Here is a 16936-nt window from a genome sequence, read left to right as displayed (position 1 = left end):
ATTTTTTGTTTGTAGTTCGTTGATTTGCTGATCACTATTTTCTAAATTAATTGCATTAAATTCTTCAACTTCAGCAGTATTTTCTAAAATAATTTCAGCAGTTTTAATATTTAAACTACCATCTTCATTTTTAATAGGTTCACTATTTTCATTAATAAGAACATATTTTACATTTTTTAATCTTATTGTTTTTCCTCCTATTTTTTAATATTTGTATTTGTTCTTTTTCTAATCGCTTTTTGTATAATTTCAAAACTGTCTACTCTAAAAGACAAAAAATAGCGTTTAGTTTTTATATTTAACTGATTAAATACTGAGCCTTTAATTTTTATCTCATGATCTTTTTTTAATTTCAAAAACTCAGTTAAAACAGATGGGTTATATATTGATAATGTTGAGTAATTTAATCCTTCTCACTGACATTTAGCCAAACAAGCATCAACTTCAACACCACCACCAACCAGTGCCTTAATCTTAGTTTTAATCGGATTTTCATGTAATCTAACAGTTAATTCTAACTTATTAACTTTTTTATTTTTTATTTTAGGTTTATTAGTTATTGATTTTTTAGGTAAATTACTTTTTGTTTGTGCCATTTTTTCAACTCCTTTTGCTAAAAAATACTGTAAATGTTTTCAAGCATCGTGTTGGTGCTCTGACATTTTAATATTTCCTTTATAAATATAATTTTTCTTAATGACTGGTGATTGCAAAATATATTTTAAATTAAATAGATATTTGCATAAAACTTTTAAACCACCAATAAATTTAGGAGTAGATAATGGATTTTTTTTAAACCCTTATGAAGTTGATAATCTTCAATTATTACAATAACTTTATTTAAATAAGAACAAATTTTATTTTTAAACTCATTTAATATTAAATACATATTATTTATTGCTTCTTCTTCATTTTTGGAATTAAAAGTAATATTATTAATTATTTTCTTTTGCAAAACATTATAAATAATAATACCAGTTTGTCCAATTCCAGCAGGGTCAATTGCAATAATATATTTTAATTTATTTGTTTTATTTTTTTGTCAATTTGTAATATTTTTGATCCATCAAATGCTAAATCTAAAATATCGTTAATTTTATAATATTGCGTATATGAAATAATAACATCTCACTTGTCTTTAAATAAATTTAAGTACATTTTGGCTCATTCTAAACATTGCAAATCATAATGCTTTTTATGATGTGAAATACGACAATTAATAGGTTGACAATTAACTCAATCAAATTATGTTGTTATTTCATTTCAAGTTTTATTAATATATTTACTTTTATATTCTGTCATTTATCTATACTCCTTAATTCTTTTTATTTGTTGTTCAAATTTCACCATTAATATCATTTACTGTTACCAGATAAGCTTGTATCATTAATTCTTGTAATTTATTTTTAATTTTTTTATTTTATTTTTTCATCAAATATTTTCATTTCTGTAAAAAAACATAATATTGCTTTATTGGTTAATATTTTGATATTTAGTAAATAATTTATTTTAATATTTAATTACTTCGCCGCCCGCTTCACTTTGAAGGTGGGCGAGGGCGGATAGGATATTTTGATATAGTTTACCCCGATACAGAAATAAACAAAAAACAGTTTACCCAGTTATTAATTACGCTTCATCCATCCCTACACAACTTTATATAAAGAAAATAACCTTTTGGAGTTCCAACCCTCTTGTTTTTTTAGTGTCGGATATTGTTTTTTTTTTTCGGTTTAACAACACTCTTTTTATGAAAACAAGCCAAAAAACACATGCTCTGACATTTCGCAAGTGATTAATCTTGCCGAGAATTAAAGAAATAAATAGGAGTAGTAAATCCAATCGCTTTCACACTTTCTTTAAGGCTTCGTGCCATAGATGAGTTATCCATCTTTAAGCATCAAAAAATATTAAGTTTTAAAGATTGAATTTTGGATTAATCGTTAGATAGTATCTTTATTTTTTTATCTCATTATCTTTTTTAATTCTTTGTTTATTAAATATATTTTTTAGTAATTATATTTAACAATTAACTAACAACTAAATAAAACAATTATTCAAAATTTTTTAAGAAAAGAAAGGATGGATTTTTCTGAAAAAACATATTTTATTAAGTGTAAAAGATACTATCTAACGATTAATCCAATAAATATAAGTATTTTTTACAAAATAAAAAGCACTTTATTCTTTTTCAATAAAGTGCTACATTTGCATTTACAATTTACAGTTAAAAAAATTTTTGCCGCGCTTTTCAAAATACTTGGGAAAAATTCTAAGCGTTAAGCGAAGAATTTTATAAAGGTTCCCAAATTTGTTTGAAAGAATCTCAAAACTTTTTTTAACTTACAAATAATTTTATCACAAAAATTTAAGAAAATCAACCGCTCGCCCAAAATCTCAAAAAACTATATAATTAACTTTGTATATAAAAGAAAGGATTTTTTAGAATGAATAAAACAAAACATCATTTTACTTTTAAAGAAAGAGTAATGTTAAAAGATTTATTAGAACTTGATTCATTAAAAAGAAAAAAATGGTCAACCCAATATATCTAAAATAGCAAAAATATTGCATAAAAATCGCAATACAATTAGACGAGAAATAAAAAGATTAAAAGATAATGAATATGATGCTAAATTAGCACACGAAGATTATTTACAAAAACGATAAAAATGTTTTAAAAAATCATCATTATTGTTAAATATTTTAGAATGATTAGATGAAAAATATAACAAATTTCATGATTCATTAGAACAAATTTGTAAAAAATATGAAAAAGAATTTGGTATTAAATTTCCAGTATCTTTTAAAACTTTATATAAATATATTCATTTGGGATTTTTAAATTTCAAGAAATATAATTTGTATTTTCATGGTAGAAAATATAAAACAAAAAATAGAATTGATAACCGTGGAAAAATAAGAAATTTTAGAACTATTGAAGAAGCAAAACATGATAAATATGAATTTGGTTGATATCAAATGGATACTATGGTTGGTAAAAACAATAATGTTTGTTTAGTTTTAATCGAAGAATTAACCCAATTTAAAATTATTGAAGCATTAAAAAAAACAACAAAAGAAGTTACAAACGCAGTAGAACGAATTTTTTATAACAGATTTTTAAAAGATAGATGTAAAGGAATAATAACAGATCAAGGCAAAGAATTTGCTGATTGAGAAAAAAATGAAAAAATAACAACTGCTAAAGTATATTTTTGTGATGCTGGAACTCCAACACAAAAACCCAAAGTTAAAAGAGCAATCCGTGATTTTAGACATTGATTTTTAAAAGGAACTGATTTAAGTATTTATTCAAGAAATTATTATCAAGAAATTGCTAATATAATAAATTCTAAACTTAAAAAATATTTACATTGACTATCTTCAAAAGAAGTTTTTATACAAATGTTTAATTTTTAATATAATTATCTATAAAAATTTTAATCATTTTATTTTTCAGTGTGCCAAAATTTATAAATTTAAAACAAAACTAATAAATTTTTTTAAAATAAATTATATTGAACATTTATTTTATTAGTGTTATAATAAAATAAAATAAAGTGCTACATTTGCATTTACAATTTACACGTTAAATAATTACATACATTAATTGTATCGCCAAATGTAGTATCTTCATGGGTATTGGCATATCTTCGTAAATTATAGTCACTAAAATTCAAATCATATTTTTTATTTAAATATTTATAACTAGTAATCCGTTTTTTGTTATTAATTTTGGTAAAATCCTGCATTTTTAAATAGCCTCCTTTTTTTGATAAGATTATGTGAAGTATTGAGTATCATATTTTAAAATAATTTGTTTATATGAAAGGAAATTATAAAATGGAATTAAAACAAAATTTATTAGAAGATTATAAAAAGGATATAAGGTGATATCAAAATTGCCAAAAACAATTAAAACAGAATATGGAGATATTCCTATTAAAAGAAGATTATATGTTAAATATGATGAAGAAAAAAAGGAAAATATAAATCGTTATTCTTTAGATAAAGAATTAGGTTTAAAAAAATACGAAAGAATTGAAATAAATTTAAAAAATAAATATATGTCTTTTATAGGTGATGGAAAAAGATATAAAGATATTTTATATACAACAGAGAATACAAATATTAGCGAAAGAACAATATTTAATATTTTTAAAAATGCCGTTTTAGAAGAAACCGATTACATTAGTAATAAAAATAACAATAAAATTAAAATTCCAAATAATGTTTTATATATTCAAATTGACGGAGCTTTTGAACCAATGCGAGAAAATAAAAAAAATTGAAAATAAAATATTTCTTGCGACTATGCATGTTGATGTTGATCAAGAAAAGTCAACAAAAACCAGAATAAAAATGAAAAAGAAAAAAGGCGTTTTTCAAATGATGAATAAAAATAATAAAAATAAAAATAATAAATCTAATATTGATAATTTTATTGATAAATTTTTTAAATCAATGGATACTTATGATATTAATCAAAATACTAAAATATTAATATTAAGTGATGGTGAAAAACAAATTAAAAAAATTTATAGAGCAGTAAAAGAAAAATATAAAAATAACACTGTATCATATAGTTTAGATAAATTTCATTTATCAAATAGATTTAAACAATTATTCCCAAATCGAAATAGAATCAAAATTCATAGAATAAAATATAAATTAGCAAAAATATATTTCTTTACTGGAAATTATAAATTATTATTAGATTTTTTAATATGTCATTTACCATATGTTAATGGTAATAAAAAAATATTTTTATTAAAAACCATTGAATTAATTAAAAGTAATGAAGAAGATATTGTAAATCAATCATTAGAATATAATATTGGTTGTCATGTTGAGGGTGATGTTTCGCATTATATTAAGACTGTTAAAGGGCGTGGCGCAAAAATATATTGTAAAGAAACATTTATCAATATGTTAATTGCTTCTATGTTAAGACTTAATAATCAAATTAATGATGAGAAAGTTGATAAAACTAATAAAAATAATAAAAAAAATTGAATTTAATATATTTAATTTAAATCAATTTCAAAATCAATTTTTATCTTTATAAAAAAATAAAAACCTTTTAAAATTAGCAATAACTTTAAAAAGTATTTTTTAGTGTGTCAAAATTCATAAATTTATAAATTATTTTTTCAACTAAAAATTATATTTTAAAAAAAGTTGAATTTTTTATAAATTTTGTTATTATTCAATTATAAGCGAAACTTAATTTGTTTCTAATTACTTAATTTTATTAAAAACCTAAGAATAATAAATACTATCTATTTTTTTATCTTTATTTGCTAATACAACACAACTTAATAATGCTATTAATTCATCAATAGAATATGTTTTACCTGCTTTACGACTACCAGCTAAATTAATTTCATCTGCAATATATTCTGTATTATTTATTAAGCTAGTTATTATTTTATAAAGATAACTATATTCTTTTAATATTGCCATTATATATCACGCCAATCAGGTATATTAATATTAATAGGGGCATAATTTATTTCAGTTTCATTTTCACGGCCATAATACTGTGCATATACTGATACACCCCCCTTAGTTTCGTTTAAGAGATGTAATTTTATATTATTTTCTAATATTCTTATTTTCATTTTAAATTTATTAAACGCTAATAAATTAGTGTCTTTTAAGTCATTATATTCATCTTCTTCTAAATTACAAAAGATTAATAAGGTTTCTTTTGTGACAAGTTTGATATTATTTTCTTTACAATATTCATAAAATTTTGTTAATTTTTGCTTTATTTTTGTTAAATTTGCCATTATTCATCACTTTTTATCTACTTTTGCCATCTTTTTTGCATTTTTTGTCATCACCATTCTACAAAAAAATATCAAAAAGTAAAATAAATTAAAAAAAGACTTTTTCAAGTCTCTATTTTTTAGTAATTTTTAAATAAGCGATTAAGGGCTAGTAAATTCTACTTGTATTAAATTACATCACTATCTTACCATCATTTAAAGTATTGTCAACAAAATTTTAATTTTTAGTGTATAAATATTTTAATAGAAAGGGCTAGGTTGTCTTATGAAAAAATAAAAGAAAAAATTTAAACATTTTAATTTAGTAGAAAGAAATGACTTAAAAGAATATTTAATATACGAAAAATTTAAAAAGAAAGATGGCACACCTAATTATTCTAAAATAGGAAAAATAATGAATAAAAGTCGTAATACAATTAGATTAGAGGCTAAAAGACTTAAAGAAAAATACGATCCTAAAAAATCGAATGATGATTATAAAAATAAAAGAAAAAAATCTATAAAATATACTACAATTAGAAAAAAAGTTGTAAATCATATAAGAAAAATTTTAAGTAAAAGACGATATTCACCAATGTTAATTATTTTTGAATATGAAAAAAAGTATAATGAAAAGTTTCCATTTTCACATGTGACACTTTACAAATATATTGAATATGGAGTTTTTGATAATGAAAATACTGAAATTAAGAAAAAACTGCCATTTAAAGGTAAAAAGTTTAAAACAAAAAAGAGAAAAGATAATCGTGGACAATTAACAAATATTAGATTTATTGAAGAAGCAGAACATGAAAAAGGGACTTTTGGTTGATTTCAAATGGACTGTATAGTAGGTAAAGACCATCAATCTGCTTGTTTGACTTTTACAGAAGAAAAAAGTTTATATACGATTTGTTTTAAATTAGACCACCATAATTCAGAAGAGGTTAATAAAGCCATTAAAAGTATTTTTAAAAATAAACTTTATAAAGAAAATATAAAAGGAATAATAACTGATAGAGGAAAATAATTTTCAGATTGAAAAGGAATTGAAAAAATTACTGGTACTAATGTTTATTTTTGTGACCCAGGTTCACCTAAACAAAAACCCAAAGTTGAAAGAATGAATAGAGATATTAGAGAATATATCATTAAGGGAATGGATTTTAATAATATTACTTAAAAAGAAATTAATAAAGTTATGAAAATTATTAATGAGAAACTACGACCAAGTTTAGGTTGATTATCCTCCAAAGAGGTATTTTTGCAAAATATTTAATAGTTTAATTATTAATTTTAGATTTTTAACAAAAATCATTTTTCGTGGTGCTGAAATAACTACATAATTCAAAAAAAATATTTTTTTTGAAAAAATAGTTGCAATTTTTAATAAAAGATATAATATTGACTTAATAAGGGCAAGTTGTCCTATTTGCATCTTTACTTTACATTGATAAAAAAAGCACATTCATGCCCTTAACAAATTATTTGCAAGATAAAATTTATCTTGCAAATAAAAAAGATTAAGAAATGATATTTTTAAAATATAATGCTATTTTCATATAAAAAATGTTTCTCCTAACATTATAATTTAATAATAAACAATAACAATTATTATTTATCTTTTGGTTAAGAAAAACATTATCAATTATTTTTAAAACAATATTTAATTTCGGTTAAACCAACGACCAAGTAATGCATCACCGTTTCGTTTACGACGACGAGAAATTAATCATGGAATTGAAATTACTAGTGTTAAAATAATTAAGAAAATAATAAAAATTACTAAACAAATACGATTTGTTTTTTTCTTTAAAGCTGCTAATTCTTCTGGATGAATAATTTCATATCCATAATAACCAATAATATTTGCTTTTCTTTTTTTTGTTAAAACAATATTCGCAATATGAACGCCTAATGTTACGATTAAAATAATAATTGTAATTGTAATGGCTGCTGTTAAATCATCAACAATGCCTCAACTTCAAAAACCAAACCGAAACTCTTCACCTGAATGTTGTTGAAAACCATATAAAATTCCTAAAATAATTCCACCAAAGAAATAAGTCGGAAATGCTAATCAATTTAAAACAATACTACGAACAGTCATTTTTTTATAATTATCAATTAAGAAATGCGGAATAGTATGATTACCTCGTGTTAAATTAGAAAGATAACTATTTGTTTCAATTCGAACTCGTGATAAATCAAAAATACCGGCAAACAATAATCCTAGAGAAATTAACAAAAAAGTAATTGTCAAAAATGGATGAGGAATATATTTCGCTTTAATTCCCATAATTGCTTTTAATTCTTGTTGATGAGAAATAAAATATAAGGCAATAAATAAACTTGTCATCATTGTGCCAAGAAAACCAATAATAATCATAATTAAGGTACGAACTTTTTCCGAACGAATCTCACGAGCAATTTCTAAAGGAATTAAACGGTTAGCATATTCCTTATTAAAACGACGACAACGTTGTTTTTCTGATAACTGTGGTTGAAAAGCATAACGATTATTTTCCCTACTGTTTGTTAAAGCTGGTGGGTCAAATTGCGCTGATGGAGTAAAATGACTATTTTGATAATACGCTGGTGGAGCTGGCATTGAATTTGTCATCATTTGATTATCATCAAAATATTGTGCTGAATTTGCACCACGATAGGCACCTTTGCTATCATAAGCTAATTCTGAACGATTAAATTGTTCATTAACTTGTGATTGATGATACGGTGATGCAACACGTGATTCATAAAGAGGACGATATTGATTTGCATACATATTATCATCGTTAACATAACCATCACGGTGGTTCTGATATCCCATAAATTCAGCATTGTCATATCGCCCTTGATTTTGTTGTCCTGACCAATATTGATCATAATTAGAACTTGCTACATGCTGCTGAATTCGGCGTGGCAAAATTTGTTGATGAACTGGACGCGAATAATTTTGCGCCGCATCATGATTATAATATGGCTCAACATAACCAGGTGGCATTTGTGAAGCATTTACATTCATTACCTCACGGTCTTCTTCAAGATACTGGCGGTCATAATTATTAGCATAATAATTATATTGGTTACTTAAGTTCATTCGTACTGGACGAATTGTATTATTATTTTGATATAATATTTCCATATTATTTAATTGGTTTTGTTTATATGCTTCATTTGGACGAAAGTATTGATTTGACGAAAGATGATTTTGAGGCATTCCATTTGGATAGCGTTGATTTTGACTAAAATCAACATTATTTTGGTTTCTTAATTCAGGATTAAAATTATCACCAAAACGATTTGCTGATTGCATTGGTGGTTGCTCATGTTGTTTATCTTTCACCATAAACGATTTAACTGTATTAAAAAAACCCACGCTTTGTTTCACCTGCCCTAAATGTGAATAACATTGTATTAATAAAAAAGAAACTGCTAGTTTTTATCACCCATTTTTTTAGCTAGCATAATTTCTTGTTCAAAATACTCAATGTTTTCCTTAAAATTAGTTTCTTGTTTTAATTTTACAATATTCGTTCAATTACTACTGCTTTTTTTACTTCGAAATAAAGAAAAAGTAATAATAAAATAAACAAATAATAATAGCGCTGCAAATCCTAGTAGAAAACCAATTAACCCGATTACTGGAATGTCTAAATCTAAGATTGTTATGCTTGTTGTCAAGAAGCCCTCCATATAAACACCACACTATCTATCAATATTATACTATACTTTTTAAAATTTATGCAAAAAATATATTATTTTTATCCTAAACCCTTTTCTAATGTCTCTAATAATTTAGTTTTTACACCTGTATGTATTATTTAAGGGTTTTAATTAATATCTTAAAAATTGTGAAATAAAAATACCACTTACTTATCTAAATTATATTACTTTATTTATTAGATAAAATTAATAAAAATATAAGTTTGGTTGTAAATTATTATTTACAAAATTATTAACTGAATAATTAATTCTATTTTCTTCTAATGGTTCATTAGTATTAAATAAATTAATTTTATTTTTAAAATTTATCATACTAGTATTTAATTTATTTTTAAGAGTTTTTTCATGATAAGTTGCTTTTTTAACCAAAACACCTTTACAGTAATGTGATATATCACCCTCAATATGACAACCAATATTATTTCATAATGTTTGATTTCTGATACCTTCTTCATTATTTTTAATTAATTTAATTGTCTCTTTTAAGAATTTCATTTTTGATTCTTTTATAAAAGAAGCACTGTTTTCTAAGCGTTCTAATAATTCTTCATATTTACCATTTTAAAAAATAATCGACTGCTTTATGGTATGTTTCTCTGTTTTCTTTGTTTTTACTTTGATAAGGATATAATTTTTTAAATCTACTTGTAAGGTGAAATTTATCTATCGTGTAATGTACTTTATTTTTAGGAAAATATTCTTGAATAAATTTTGCCATATTTTTAATTCAAGGTGCACCATCTCCTAATACCATAAATTCAATATTGTCATTAATATCATAATAACTTGTAATTAATGTAAATAATTTACTAACAAAATTAATTAATTTACTATTTTTTTAAATATATTCTGGAATATTATCTAGTTCTATTGATATCAAGTTATTTTCTTCTTACTATTTTAAGTTAATATCTAAACCTACAGAGATAGGGGAAGTTGGTTATTGAGAATTTAAAAATTGTGTGGTTGAATTAAATTCAATGTATTTTAATTTTAGTGATAGTGGTCCTATTCCACCTGAACCAATAAATTATTGAAAAGAAGTTTATGCAGAAGAAAAACCATTTAAAAAAGTTGATAATAAATGATATTTTGTTATATGACATGGTTTATTTAATAATGAATGAAAAATTAATGTGTTTAATAATAATGCAGTACAAATACGAGTTGATACCACTAGCGATTGATTAATGAAAAATTTTGATGATTTACAAGTTGGATATGGTAGAAGTTGAAAAGATTGAACAAATTATCCAAATTATTTTAAATCAGTTTATCGTAACAGGACAAATTATAGATTGAAATTTAAAACAACAAGTTAATAATAACAAAGATAATGAAATTAAAGTAAATGTTAAAAATAAAGATATTTCAGAAAATCCTATTTATCAATTAGAGGCAAATTACTTTAATTGATTATCAATAACAAATGAATTAGAAACAAACAATATACCCTTCCTTATTCCTGCTGAAATTAAATTATCAAACGGAGAATATGGAAAATATTTAACTAATTTAATTATTTCTAATGACAAAATAGAAAAATATTTAAACTATTTTTCGCAATGATATAAATTACTTTATTCTAAAGCAGATTGAATGAATATAGCTAAAAAGTTAGTTGAAGATAATATTAAAATAACTTTTGATGAAATGAAAAACTATCATTAATTAAATTAGAAATATAAAAAGTCATTTATTAAAATGACTTTTTATTATTCATTAATTTTTAAATTACCATATTTATCAATAATTAAATTAGGTTTTTGTATATCTAAATTTCAACGATAAACTGATTTAAAATAATTTGGATAATTTGTTCAATCTTTTCAACTTCTACCATATCCAACTTGTAAATCATCAAAATTTTTCATTAATCAATCGCTAGTGGTATCAACTCGTATTTGTACTGCATTATTATTAAACACATTAATTTTTCATTCATTATTAAATAAACCATGTCATATAACAAAATATCATTTATTATCAACTTTTTTAAATGGTTTTTCTTGTGGTGCTATTCATTCTAAAATACCATCTTTTGTATTTATATTATTTTTTTCTTTTAAATCTGTTAATTCTTTTTCAGTATAAGTATATTGTGATGTGTTACAAGCAACTAAACTTGTTGTACTTGTTCCAATTAAAGTTATTATTCCTAAAAGATTTAATATTTTTTTATACTATGTTTATAATTAATTTTTTATAACCCTACGCCCATTGTGTTATCTTTAAATGTTTCATTTTGTTCATATGAATTTAATGGAATAGCTTCTCCAATTTCAGTCTGATGCATAATTATTTCTTTTTGACTTTTAATATCATAAGAAAATTTTATGCTATTATCATTATTTATTATAATTTTTGAAGGTAAAATATTATTTTCTAGTAAGCTAGACATAGCATCTTTTATTGAAATAAAAACTGTTGTTCTATTATTGTTTTTATCAAGGAAATCGACACTAACCATACCTTGAACTTTTTGATAATAACTTAAAATAAGTACTATATTATTCTTTCAGGCATTAACAGAAATTGAAATTTTACTATGTGGTGATATTTTTACTGGTTGAGAAGGGAGATTTATTGTCATAGTTTCAGTAGTTGTTTTAATTTCTGTATTAGAAGAATTTGTAACTTCTCCTATAGAATAATTTTTTGATCCCCCTCATGTTTTACCCGCTCCAACTTCACCCGTAACTTCAAGTTTTGCACCAAAAACAAGTGGAACACCAGCATTACTACTAGTTTTTACTGTAACTTTACCATTTCAATTTCAATTTCAATTTTCAGTATTTGATGTTAATTTTGATTTAGAAAATCCATTCATTTTTTGAAATGTATTTGTTTCTGTTAATTGTTTAGAAAAAGAAACTGTATTTTGTGTTTGTTCGATACTACTATTATTTATAAATGTTGAGTCAGAATCTTTACAAAAATCATTAATATGTAACATCAGATAATGTTAAATTTTCTAAATTAATATTGTAAATTTTTTTAATTTCATAACTAGGATTTTGTTTTTTATAGTATAAATATAATCCTAGTTTTATTTGTTCTTGAATATTAATGATTTCAGATTCAATTAATTCTAAAGGATCATATTCATAAACATTATTATCATCTGAAGCAATATATAATTTATTATTTAACACAACTCCTGAAGAACAAATGGTTCCATCTGTTAATACACTTAATAAACTTAAAAGTTTTTTCATTTTATATAATTTTCTTTCTTTCATCTTGAAACTTTTTATCAAGATCTATTGACATTATATATATAAGTCAAGCATTTTTAAATATGTTTTAGAAAGGAGATTGTTTAGAATGATTGTTATTGTAATTATATTTTATTACTAATCTGGGCTCGCGGTTATTTTCATAAGTTTGTGAAAAATGCCTTAAAGTTTAAAAAACTTTTGCCGCGCTTTTCAAAATACTTGGGAAAAATTCTAAGCGTTAAGCGAAGAATTTTATAAAGGTTCCCAAATTTGTTTGAAAGAACCTAAAAATCTTTTTTAATTTGTAAATTATTTTATCACAAAAATTTAAGAAAATCAACCGCTCGCCCAAAACCTAAAAAAATCTGCTATTTCAGATTTAATAAACATATAGATAAAAGTTAAGTGAAATATTCTTTAATTTTATTTCAATAGTATTAACATAAATATTTTAAATTCCCATTTTAAAACGATACGGATAAGAACCATAAAACAAAGCATCATATGGGTCATGGTACATTTTAATATCAGGTGTGTTTGTTTTGGTATCATTAAATCTTAGTTCACTAATACACTTATCTAAAAATGGGAAGTTATCCAACATGCCATATATTTTGCCTTGAACAAACATTTTTCTTATTCATGTTACACGATTGATTATACCTGCTTCTTTGTTAAGGGATGTCTGATGTTTTTTAGCTTTAAACATTTTAATTTTATAACCCAAATAAGGGTAAATATCTTCTTGTAATTTTTGCATAAAGTCGTGTGCATTAATATCATAATGAAATGTAGTATATTCAAAACCATCAAATTTATCAAATGTATTAATTATTCATTGCCCGTAATGTTCAACTATTTCATTTAAATTCATTGCGTTTTTTGGTGTAACAATATTTTCTTCAATTAAATATTTATCATATTCATTATTTTCATTAATTTTATAACCACTAAATAAAAACACCGTGTGATCTTCACTACCATTAGTATAATCAACACCAATTGAATAACTATCAAATTGATACTGTTTTGTATTTGTATTATAAAAATCTTGTAAATTATATTCTTTAATATATTTACGATAATTTCGTAAAACATAAATACTGGGGTCATTATCGTTATATTCAAAACCGTAGTATTCAAGTTCAAATAAATCGGGTCGTTCTTCTTTATTTGCTAAAACAATTTTTTAGTAATATCAGGTATTTTATTTCAAACAGCACCCATAGTTAAACGCAAATTAAAAATACCCAAACCATTAAATGCTTGTTTGTTTTCTGAATATACCTGATTGTGTTCTTTTAAAATATTTTTAATTCTTTCATTTAAAGGTAAAAATGGTGTTACAAATTTTTCATAAAAAACATGGTATTTATCAAAAGGATTAAAAGTAAATTGATTAGAATATGTTTTATGAAAATATGTTGTTACTGTTATAAATTTTTTTGTTATATTATCTCATTCTTGAAATGTCCAAGATAATTCTTTTTTTAGTAATAGGATTATCTAAATTATATTGTTTATTACCATCATCATCAGTATATTTTTCATAAGATACTTTTAAACTTTTTGAACGAAACATTGAAACTCTTAAATTATTATATCTTTTATCTAGTTCTTTATCAGTTAAAATTTCTTTTTCTTCAGCATGTATCATTTCATCTGTTCATGTCGATATAATACCGCTACCTTTACCAACCTTACCCATAATTTTATTACCATTAGCATAACCAGCAAAAGCAATACGAACACCACTAGGAAAAACAATCTGGCCGCCTTCTTTAACATTTTTAGGTCAAACAATTCCATTTTCATTGTCGGGCCCCTATATCAATCCCATATTTATCATATAAATAGTTACACACATTAATTGTATCGCCAAATGTAGTATCTTCGTGGGTGTTGGCCTATCTTCGCAAAATATTAGATGAAGCATCAGCAAAATTACAAGCAAAAAATAATTTTTCTGCTAAATGATTTCATGTTTTATTAGTACCAGGACCCGCTGAAACAAACTTAAAAAAACTTGGCGAAGTAAAATATCGAGCATAACTATCACCAACAAAATCTTTAAATACTTCTCAATCAAAACCAAAATTATAGTCACTAAAATTTAAATCATATTTTTTATTTAAATGTTCATAACTAATAATTCGTTTTTTATTGTTAACTTTACTAAATTCTTGCATATTTATTAACCTCTTTATTTTATATATAATACATTATAAGAAAAAATGAAGGGAATTTGTATAAAAATGAGAAAATTTAAACATTTAATATTTGATGAACGAGATTTATTTAAGGATTTATTATTATCTGATACTTTTAAAAAGAAAAATGGCACAATTAATTTATCTGAAATATCACGACAAACGGGTCGTGGAGTTAATACTGTTAAAAGAGAAATAAATCGATTTAAAAATATACAAGATTATAATCCATATCAAGCACAAAAAGATTATAAACAAAAACGTAAAAAATGCATTAAAAAACTACCTAGATTTACAAAAGAGCAGTTAGATTTTATTAAAATAAGATTTAATAAATACCAGGATACACCCGAACAATTAATTTATCGTTATTTCTTGGAGTTTGGTGTTAAATTTCCTGCTTGTGTTAAAACATTGTATAAATGAATTCGCTTAGGTGAATTTGGATTAAAAAAAGAAAATTTACCCCATCGTGGTAAAAAATATAAAACAAAAGGAAAAACTGATAATCGTGGTAAATTAATTAACTTTAAATCAATTTGAGATATTGAAAATAAAGTTTCTAATGTTGGATAATTTGAAATGGATACTGTTGTAGGAAAAGACCATCAATCTAGTAATTTAGTTTTAGTAGAACAATCAAGTAAAAATTATTTTGTAATGAAATTAAAAAATAATACTGCTAATGAAGTTTTAGAAAAATTTAAAGATATTGCTAAAAATAATAATTTAATTGGAAAAATTAAAGGAATAATAACAGATCGTGGAAAAGAATTTAGTAAATAAAAAGAAATGAAAATATTTGCTGAGACACAAGTTTATTTTTGTGACTCCGGTAAACCACAACAAAAACCATTAATTGAGCATATGAACGGTGAATTTAGATATTGACTTTCTAAGGGAATTGATTTTACTAATATTAGTCAAAAAATGATAGATTGAGTAGTTAATGTTATAAATGATAAACTCCGACCATGTTTAAATTGACTAAGTGCAAAGACAATGTTTTTACAAAATTTTAAATAAATTTATTAGTTAAAATTTAATAAATTATTTTTTAGTGTGCTTAAATATGAATAAAATAAGATAAAATTACAAAAATTTAATTTTTTCTGAAAAAGTTGTTGCAATTTATTAAAAATATTTTATTATTAACTTAACAAGATATAAATTTGCCGTTTATATCTACACAGAGCCTTAATATCATTTACTGTTACCAGATAAGCTTGTATCATTAATTCTTGTAATTTATTTTTAATTTTTTTATTTCATTTTTTATTCAAATATTTTCCTTTCTGTAAAAAAACATAATATTCCTTTATTGGTTAATATTTTGATATTTAGTAAATAATTTATTTTAATATTTAATTACTTCGCCGCCCGCTCCACTTTGAAGGTGGGCGGGGGCGGATAGGATATTTTGATAGAGTTTACCCCCATACGGAAATAAACAAAAAACAGTTTACCCAGTTATTAATTATGCTTCATTTATCCCTACACAACTTTATATAAAGAAAATAACCTTTTGGCTTTTGGAGTTCCAACCCTCTTGTTTTTTTAGTGTCCGATATTGTTTTTTCGGTTTAACAACACTCTTTTTATGAAAACAAGCCAAAAAAGACATGCTCTGACATTTCGCAAGTGATTAATCTTGCCGAGAATTAAAGAAATAAATAGGAGTAGTAAATCCAATCGCTTTCACACTTTCTTTAAGGCTTCGTGCCATAGATGAGTTATCCATCTTTAAGCATCAAAAAATATTAAGTTTTAAAGATTGAATTTTGGATTAATCGTTAGATAGTATCTTTTTTTATCTCATTATCTTTTTTAATTCTTTGTTTATTAAATATATTTTTTAGTAATTATATTTAACAATTAACTAACAACTAAATAAAACAATTATTCAAAATTTTTTAAGAAAAGAAAGGATGGATTTTTCTGAAAAAACATATTTTATTAAGTGTAAAAGATACTATCTAACGATTAATCCAATAAATATAAG

General features: G+C 23.4%; 20 protein-coding genes and 3 pseudogenes. 8 read left to right on the top strand and 15 right to left on the bottom strand.

From position 1 onward, the window contains the following. Positions 1-197: 197 nt before the first annotated feature. Positions 198-662, bottom strand: a complete 465-nt coding sequence (locus tag ACZ91P_RS05545) for a hypothetical protein (protein WP_465158377.1) — start codon at positions 660-662, stop codon at positions 198-200. Positions 663-696: 34 nt separating this feature from the next. Here ACZ91P_RS05545 and ACZ91P_RS05540 point away from each other — a divergent pair, with 34 nt between their 5' ends. Next, a complete protein-coding gene (locus tag ACZ91P_RS05540) occupies positions 697-834 on the top strand; it encodes a hypothetical protein (protein WP_465158375.1) in 138 nt (45 codons plus the stop codon). Positions 835-1017: 183 nt separating this feature from the next. On the opposite strand, the gene ACZ91P_RS05535 is transcribed toward ACZ91P_RS05540, so the two are convergent. After that, a complete protein-coding gene (locus tag ACZ91P_RS05535) occupies positions 1018-1182 on the bottom strand; it encodes a hypothetical protein (protein WP_465158373.1) in 165 nt (54 codons plus the stop codon). Positions 1183-2447: 1265 nt separating this feature from the next. Here ACZ91P_RS05535 and ACZ91P_RS05530 point away from each other — a divergent pair. Then, positions 2448-3423: pseudogene (locus ACZ91P_RS05530) on the top strand (IS30 family transposase). 155 nt (positions 3424-3578) lie between these two features. Here ACZ91P_RS05530 and ACZ91P_RS05525 read toward each other — a convergent pair. Beyond that, positions 3579-3755: a hypothetical protein gene (locus tag ACZ91P_RS05525; RefSeq protein ID WP_465158372.1), complete on the bottom strand. Its 177-nt coding sequence runs from the start codon at positions 3753-3755 to the stop codon at positions 3579-3581. A 138-nt stretch (positions 3756-3893) separates the two neighbouring features. On the opposite strand from ACZ91P_RS05525, the gene ACZ91P_RS05520 reads away from it, so the two are divergent. Together ACZ91P_RS05520 and ACZ91P_RS05515 are read left to right on the top strand one after the other, a co-directional pair. After that, positions 3894-4301, top strand: coding sequence for a UPF0236 family transposase-like protein (locus ACZ91P_RS05520; RefSeq protein ID WP_465158371.1), 408 nt, complete (start codon positions 3894-3896; stop codon positions 4299-4301). A 64-nt stretch (positions 4302-4365) separates the two neighbouring features. Then, the gene (locus tag ACZ91P_RS05515) at positions 4366-5025 is read left to right on the top strand and encodes a hypothetical protein (RefSeq protein ID WP_465158370.1); all 660 of its coding nucleotides are present in this window, start codon (positions 4366-4368) and stop codon (positions 5023-5025) included. A 240-nt stretch (positions 5026-5265) separates the two neighbouring features. Here ACZ91P_RS05515 and ACZ91P_RS05510 read toward each other — a convergent pair whose 3' ends face one another. Then, positions 5266-5469 carry a hypothetical protein gene (locus tag ACZ91P_RS05510; RefSeq protein ID WP_465158369.1) on the bottom strand — a complete coding sequence of 68 codons (204 nt, stop codon included), beginning with the start codon at positions 5467-5469 and terminating at the stop codon, positions 5266-5268. Then, the gene (locus ACZ91P_RS05505) at positions 5469-5828 is read right to left on the bottom strand and encodes a hypothetical protein (RefSeq protein WP_465158368.1); all 360 of its coding nucleotides are present in this window, start codon (positions 5826-5828) and stop codon (positions 5469-5471) included. Before ACZ91P_RS05505 ends, ACZ91P_RS05510 begins: the two co-directional genes overlap by 1 nt. Before the next feature lie 271 nt (positions 5829-6099). On the opposite strand from ACZ91P_RS05505, the pseudogene ACZ91P_RS05500 reads away from it, so the two are divergent. After that, positions 6100-7056 (top strand): annotated as a pseudogene (locus ACZ91P_RS05500) (IS30 family transposase). A gap of 387 nt (positions 7057-7443) precedes the next feature. Here ACZ91P_RS05500 and ACZ91P_RS05495 read toward each other — a convergent pair. The 4 genes from ACZ91P_RS05495 to ACZ91P_RS05480 form a co-directional block, all read right to left on the bottom strand. Then, positions 7444-9126 carry an MSC_0882 family membrane protein gene (locus tag ACZ91P_RS05495; protein WP_465158367.1) on the bottom strand — a complete coding sequence of 561 codons (1683 nt, stop codon included), beginning with the start codon at positions 9124-9126 and terminating at the stop codon, positions 7444-7446. Between the two features lie 86 nt (positions 9127-9212). Further along, positions 9213-9461 (bottom strand): hypothetical protein, encoded by a 249-nt coding sequence (locus ACZ91P_RS05490; RefSeq protein ID WP_465158365.1) that lies wholly within the window; start codon positions 9459-9461, stop codon positions 9213-9215. Between the two features lie 228 nt (positions 9462-9689). Continuing rightward, entirely contained in the window at positions 9690-9998 is a 309-nt protein-coding gene (locus ACZ91P_RS05485; protein WP_465158364.1) for a hypothetical protein, read from the bottom strand. A 58-nt stretch (positions 9999-10056) separates the two neighbouring features. Continuing rightward, complete coding sequence (locus tag ACZ91P_RS05480) at positions 10057-10221, bottom strand: hypothetical protein (RefSeq protein ID WP_465158363.1); 165 nt, start codon at positions 10219-10221, stop codon at positions 10057-10059. A gap of 244 nt (positions 10222-10465) precedes the next feature. Between ACZ91P_RS05480 and ACZ91P_RS05475 the strand changes: the two genes are divergently transcribed. Both ACZ91P_RS05475 and ACZ91P_RS05470 read left to right on the top strand, forming a co-directional pair. Continuing rightward, positions 10466-10825 (top strand): hypothetical protein, encoded by a 360-nt coding sequence (locus tag ACZ91P_RS05475; protein ID WP_465158362.1) that lies wholly within the window; start codon positions 10466-10468, stop codon positions 10823-10825. After that, complete coding sequence (locus ACZ91P_RS05470) at positions 10725-11174, top strand: hypothetical protein (protein ID WP_465158361.1); 450 nt, start codon at positions 10725-10727, stop codon at positions 11172-11174. The genes ACZ91P_RS05475 and ACZ91P_RS05470 overlap by 101 nt, the downstream gene beginning before the upstream one ends. Before the next feature lie 44 nt (positions 11175-11218). Here ACZ91P_RS05470 and ACZ91P_RS05465 read toward each other — a convergent pair whose 3' ends face one another. The 6 genes from ACZ91P_RS05465 to ACZ91P_RS05440 form a co-directional block, all read right to left on the bottom strand. After that, entirely contained in the window at positions 11219-11377 is a 159-nt protein-coding gene (locus tag ACZ91P_RS05465; RefSeq protein WP_465158360.1) for a hypothetical protein, read from the bottom strand. A 329-nt stretch (positions 11378-11706) separates the two neighbouring features. Next, complete coding sequence (locus tag ACZ91P_RS05460) at positions 11707-12459, bottom strand: ETX/MTX2 family pore-forming toxin (protein WP_465158359.1); 753 nt, start codon at positions 12457-12459, stop codon at positions 11707-11709. Beyond that, positions 12446-12721, bottom strand: coding sequence for a hypothetical protein (locus tag ACZ91P_RS05455; protein ID WP_465158358.1), 276 nt, complete (start codon positions 12719-12721; stop codon positions 12446-12448). Before ACZ91P_RS05455 ends, ACZ91P_RS05460 begins: the two co-directional genes overlap by 14 nt. A 454-nt stretch (positions 12722-13175) precedes the next feature. Further along, positions 13176-13688 carry a hypothetical protein gene (locus tag ACZ91P_RS05450; RefSeq protein WP_465158357.1) on the bottom strand — a complete coding sequence of 171 codons (513 nt, stop codon included), beginning with the start codon at positions 13686-13688 and terminating at the stop codon, positions 13176-13178. A 489-nt stretch (positions 13689-14177) separates the two neighbouring features. Beyond that, positions 14178-14432, bottom strand: coding sequence for a hypothetical protein (locus ACZ91P_RS05445; RefSeq protein WP_465158356.1), 255 nt, complete (start codon positions 14430-14432; stop codon positions 14178-14180). 199 nt (positions 14433-14631) lie between these two features. Then, positions 14632-14913: a hypothetical protein gene (locus ACZ91P_RS05440; protein ID WP_465158355.1), complete on the bottom strand. Its 282-nt coding sequence runs from the start codon at positions 14911-14913 to the stop codon at positions 14632-14634. 66 nt (positions 14914-14979) lie between these two features. On the opposite strand from ACZ91P_RS05440, the pseudogene ACZ91P_RS05435 reads away from it, so the two are divergent. After that, positions 14980-15960: pseudogene (locus tag ACZ91P_RS05435) on the top strand (IS30 family transposase). Positions 15961-16936: the final 976 nt, after the last annotated feature.

It is taken from the genome of Spiroplasma endosymbiont of Halictus nicosiae (assembly GCF_978018445.1).
The sequence above is the reverse complement of the archived record's forward strand: the minus strand, read 5'-3'. Positions and strand labels throughout refer to the sequence as shown.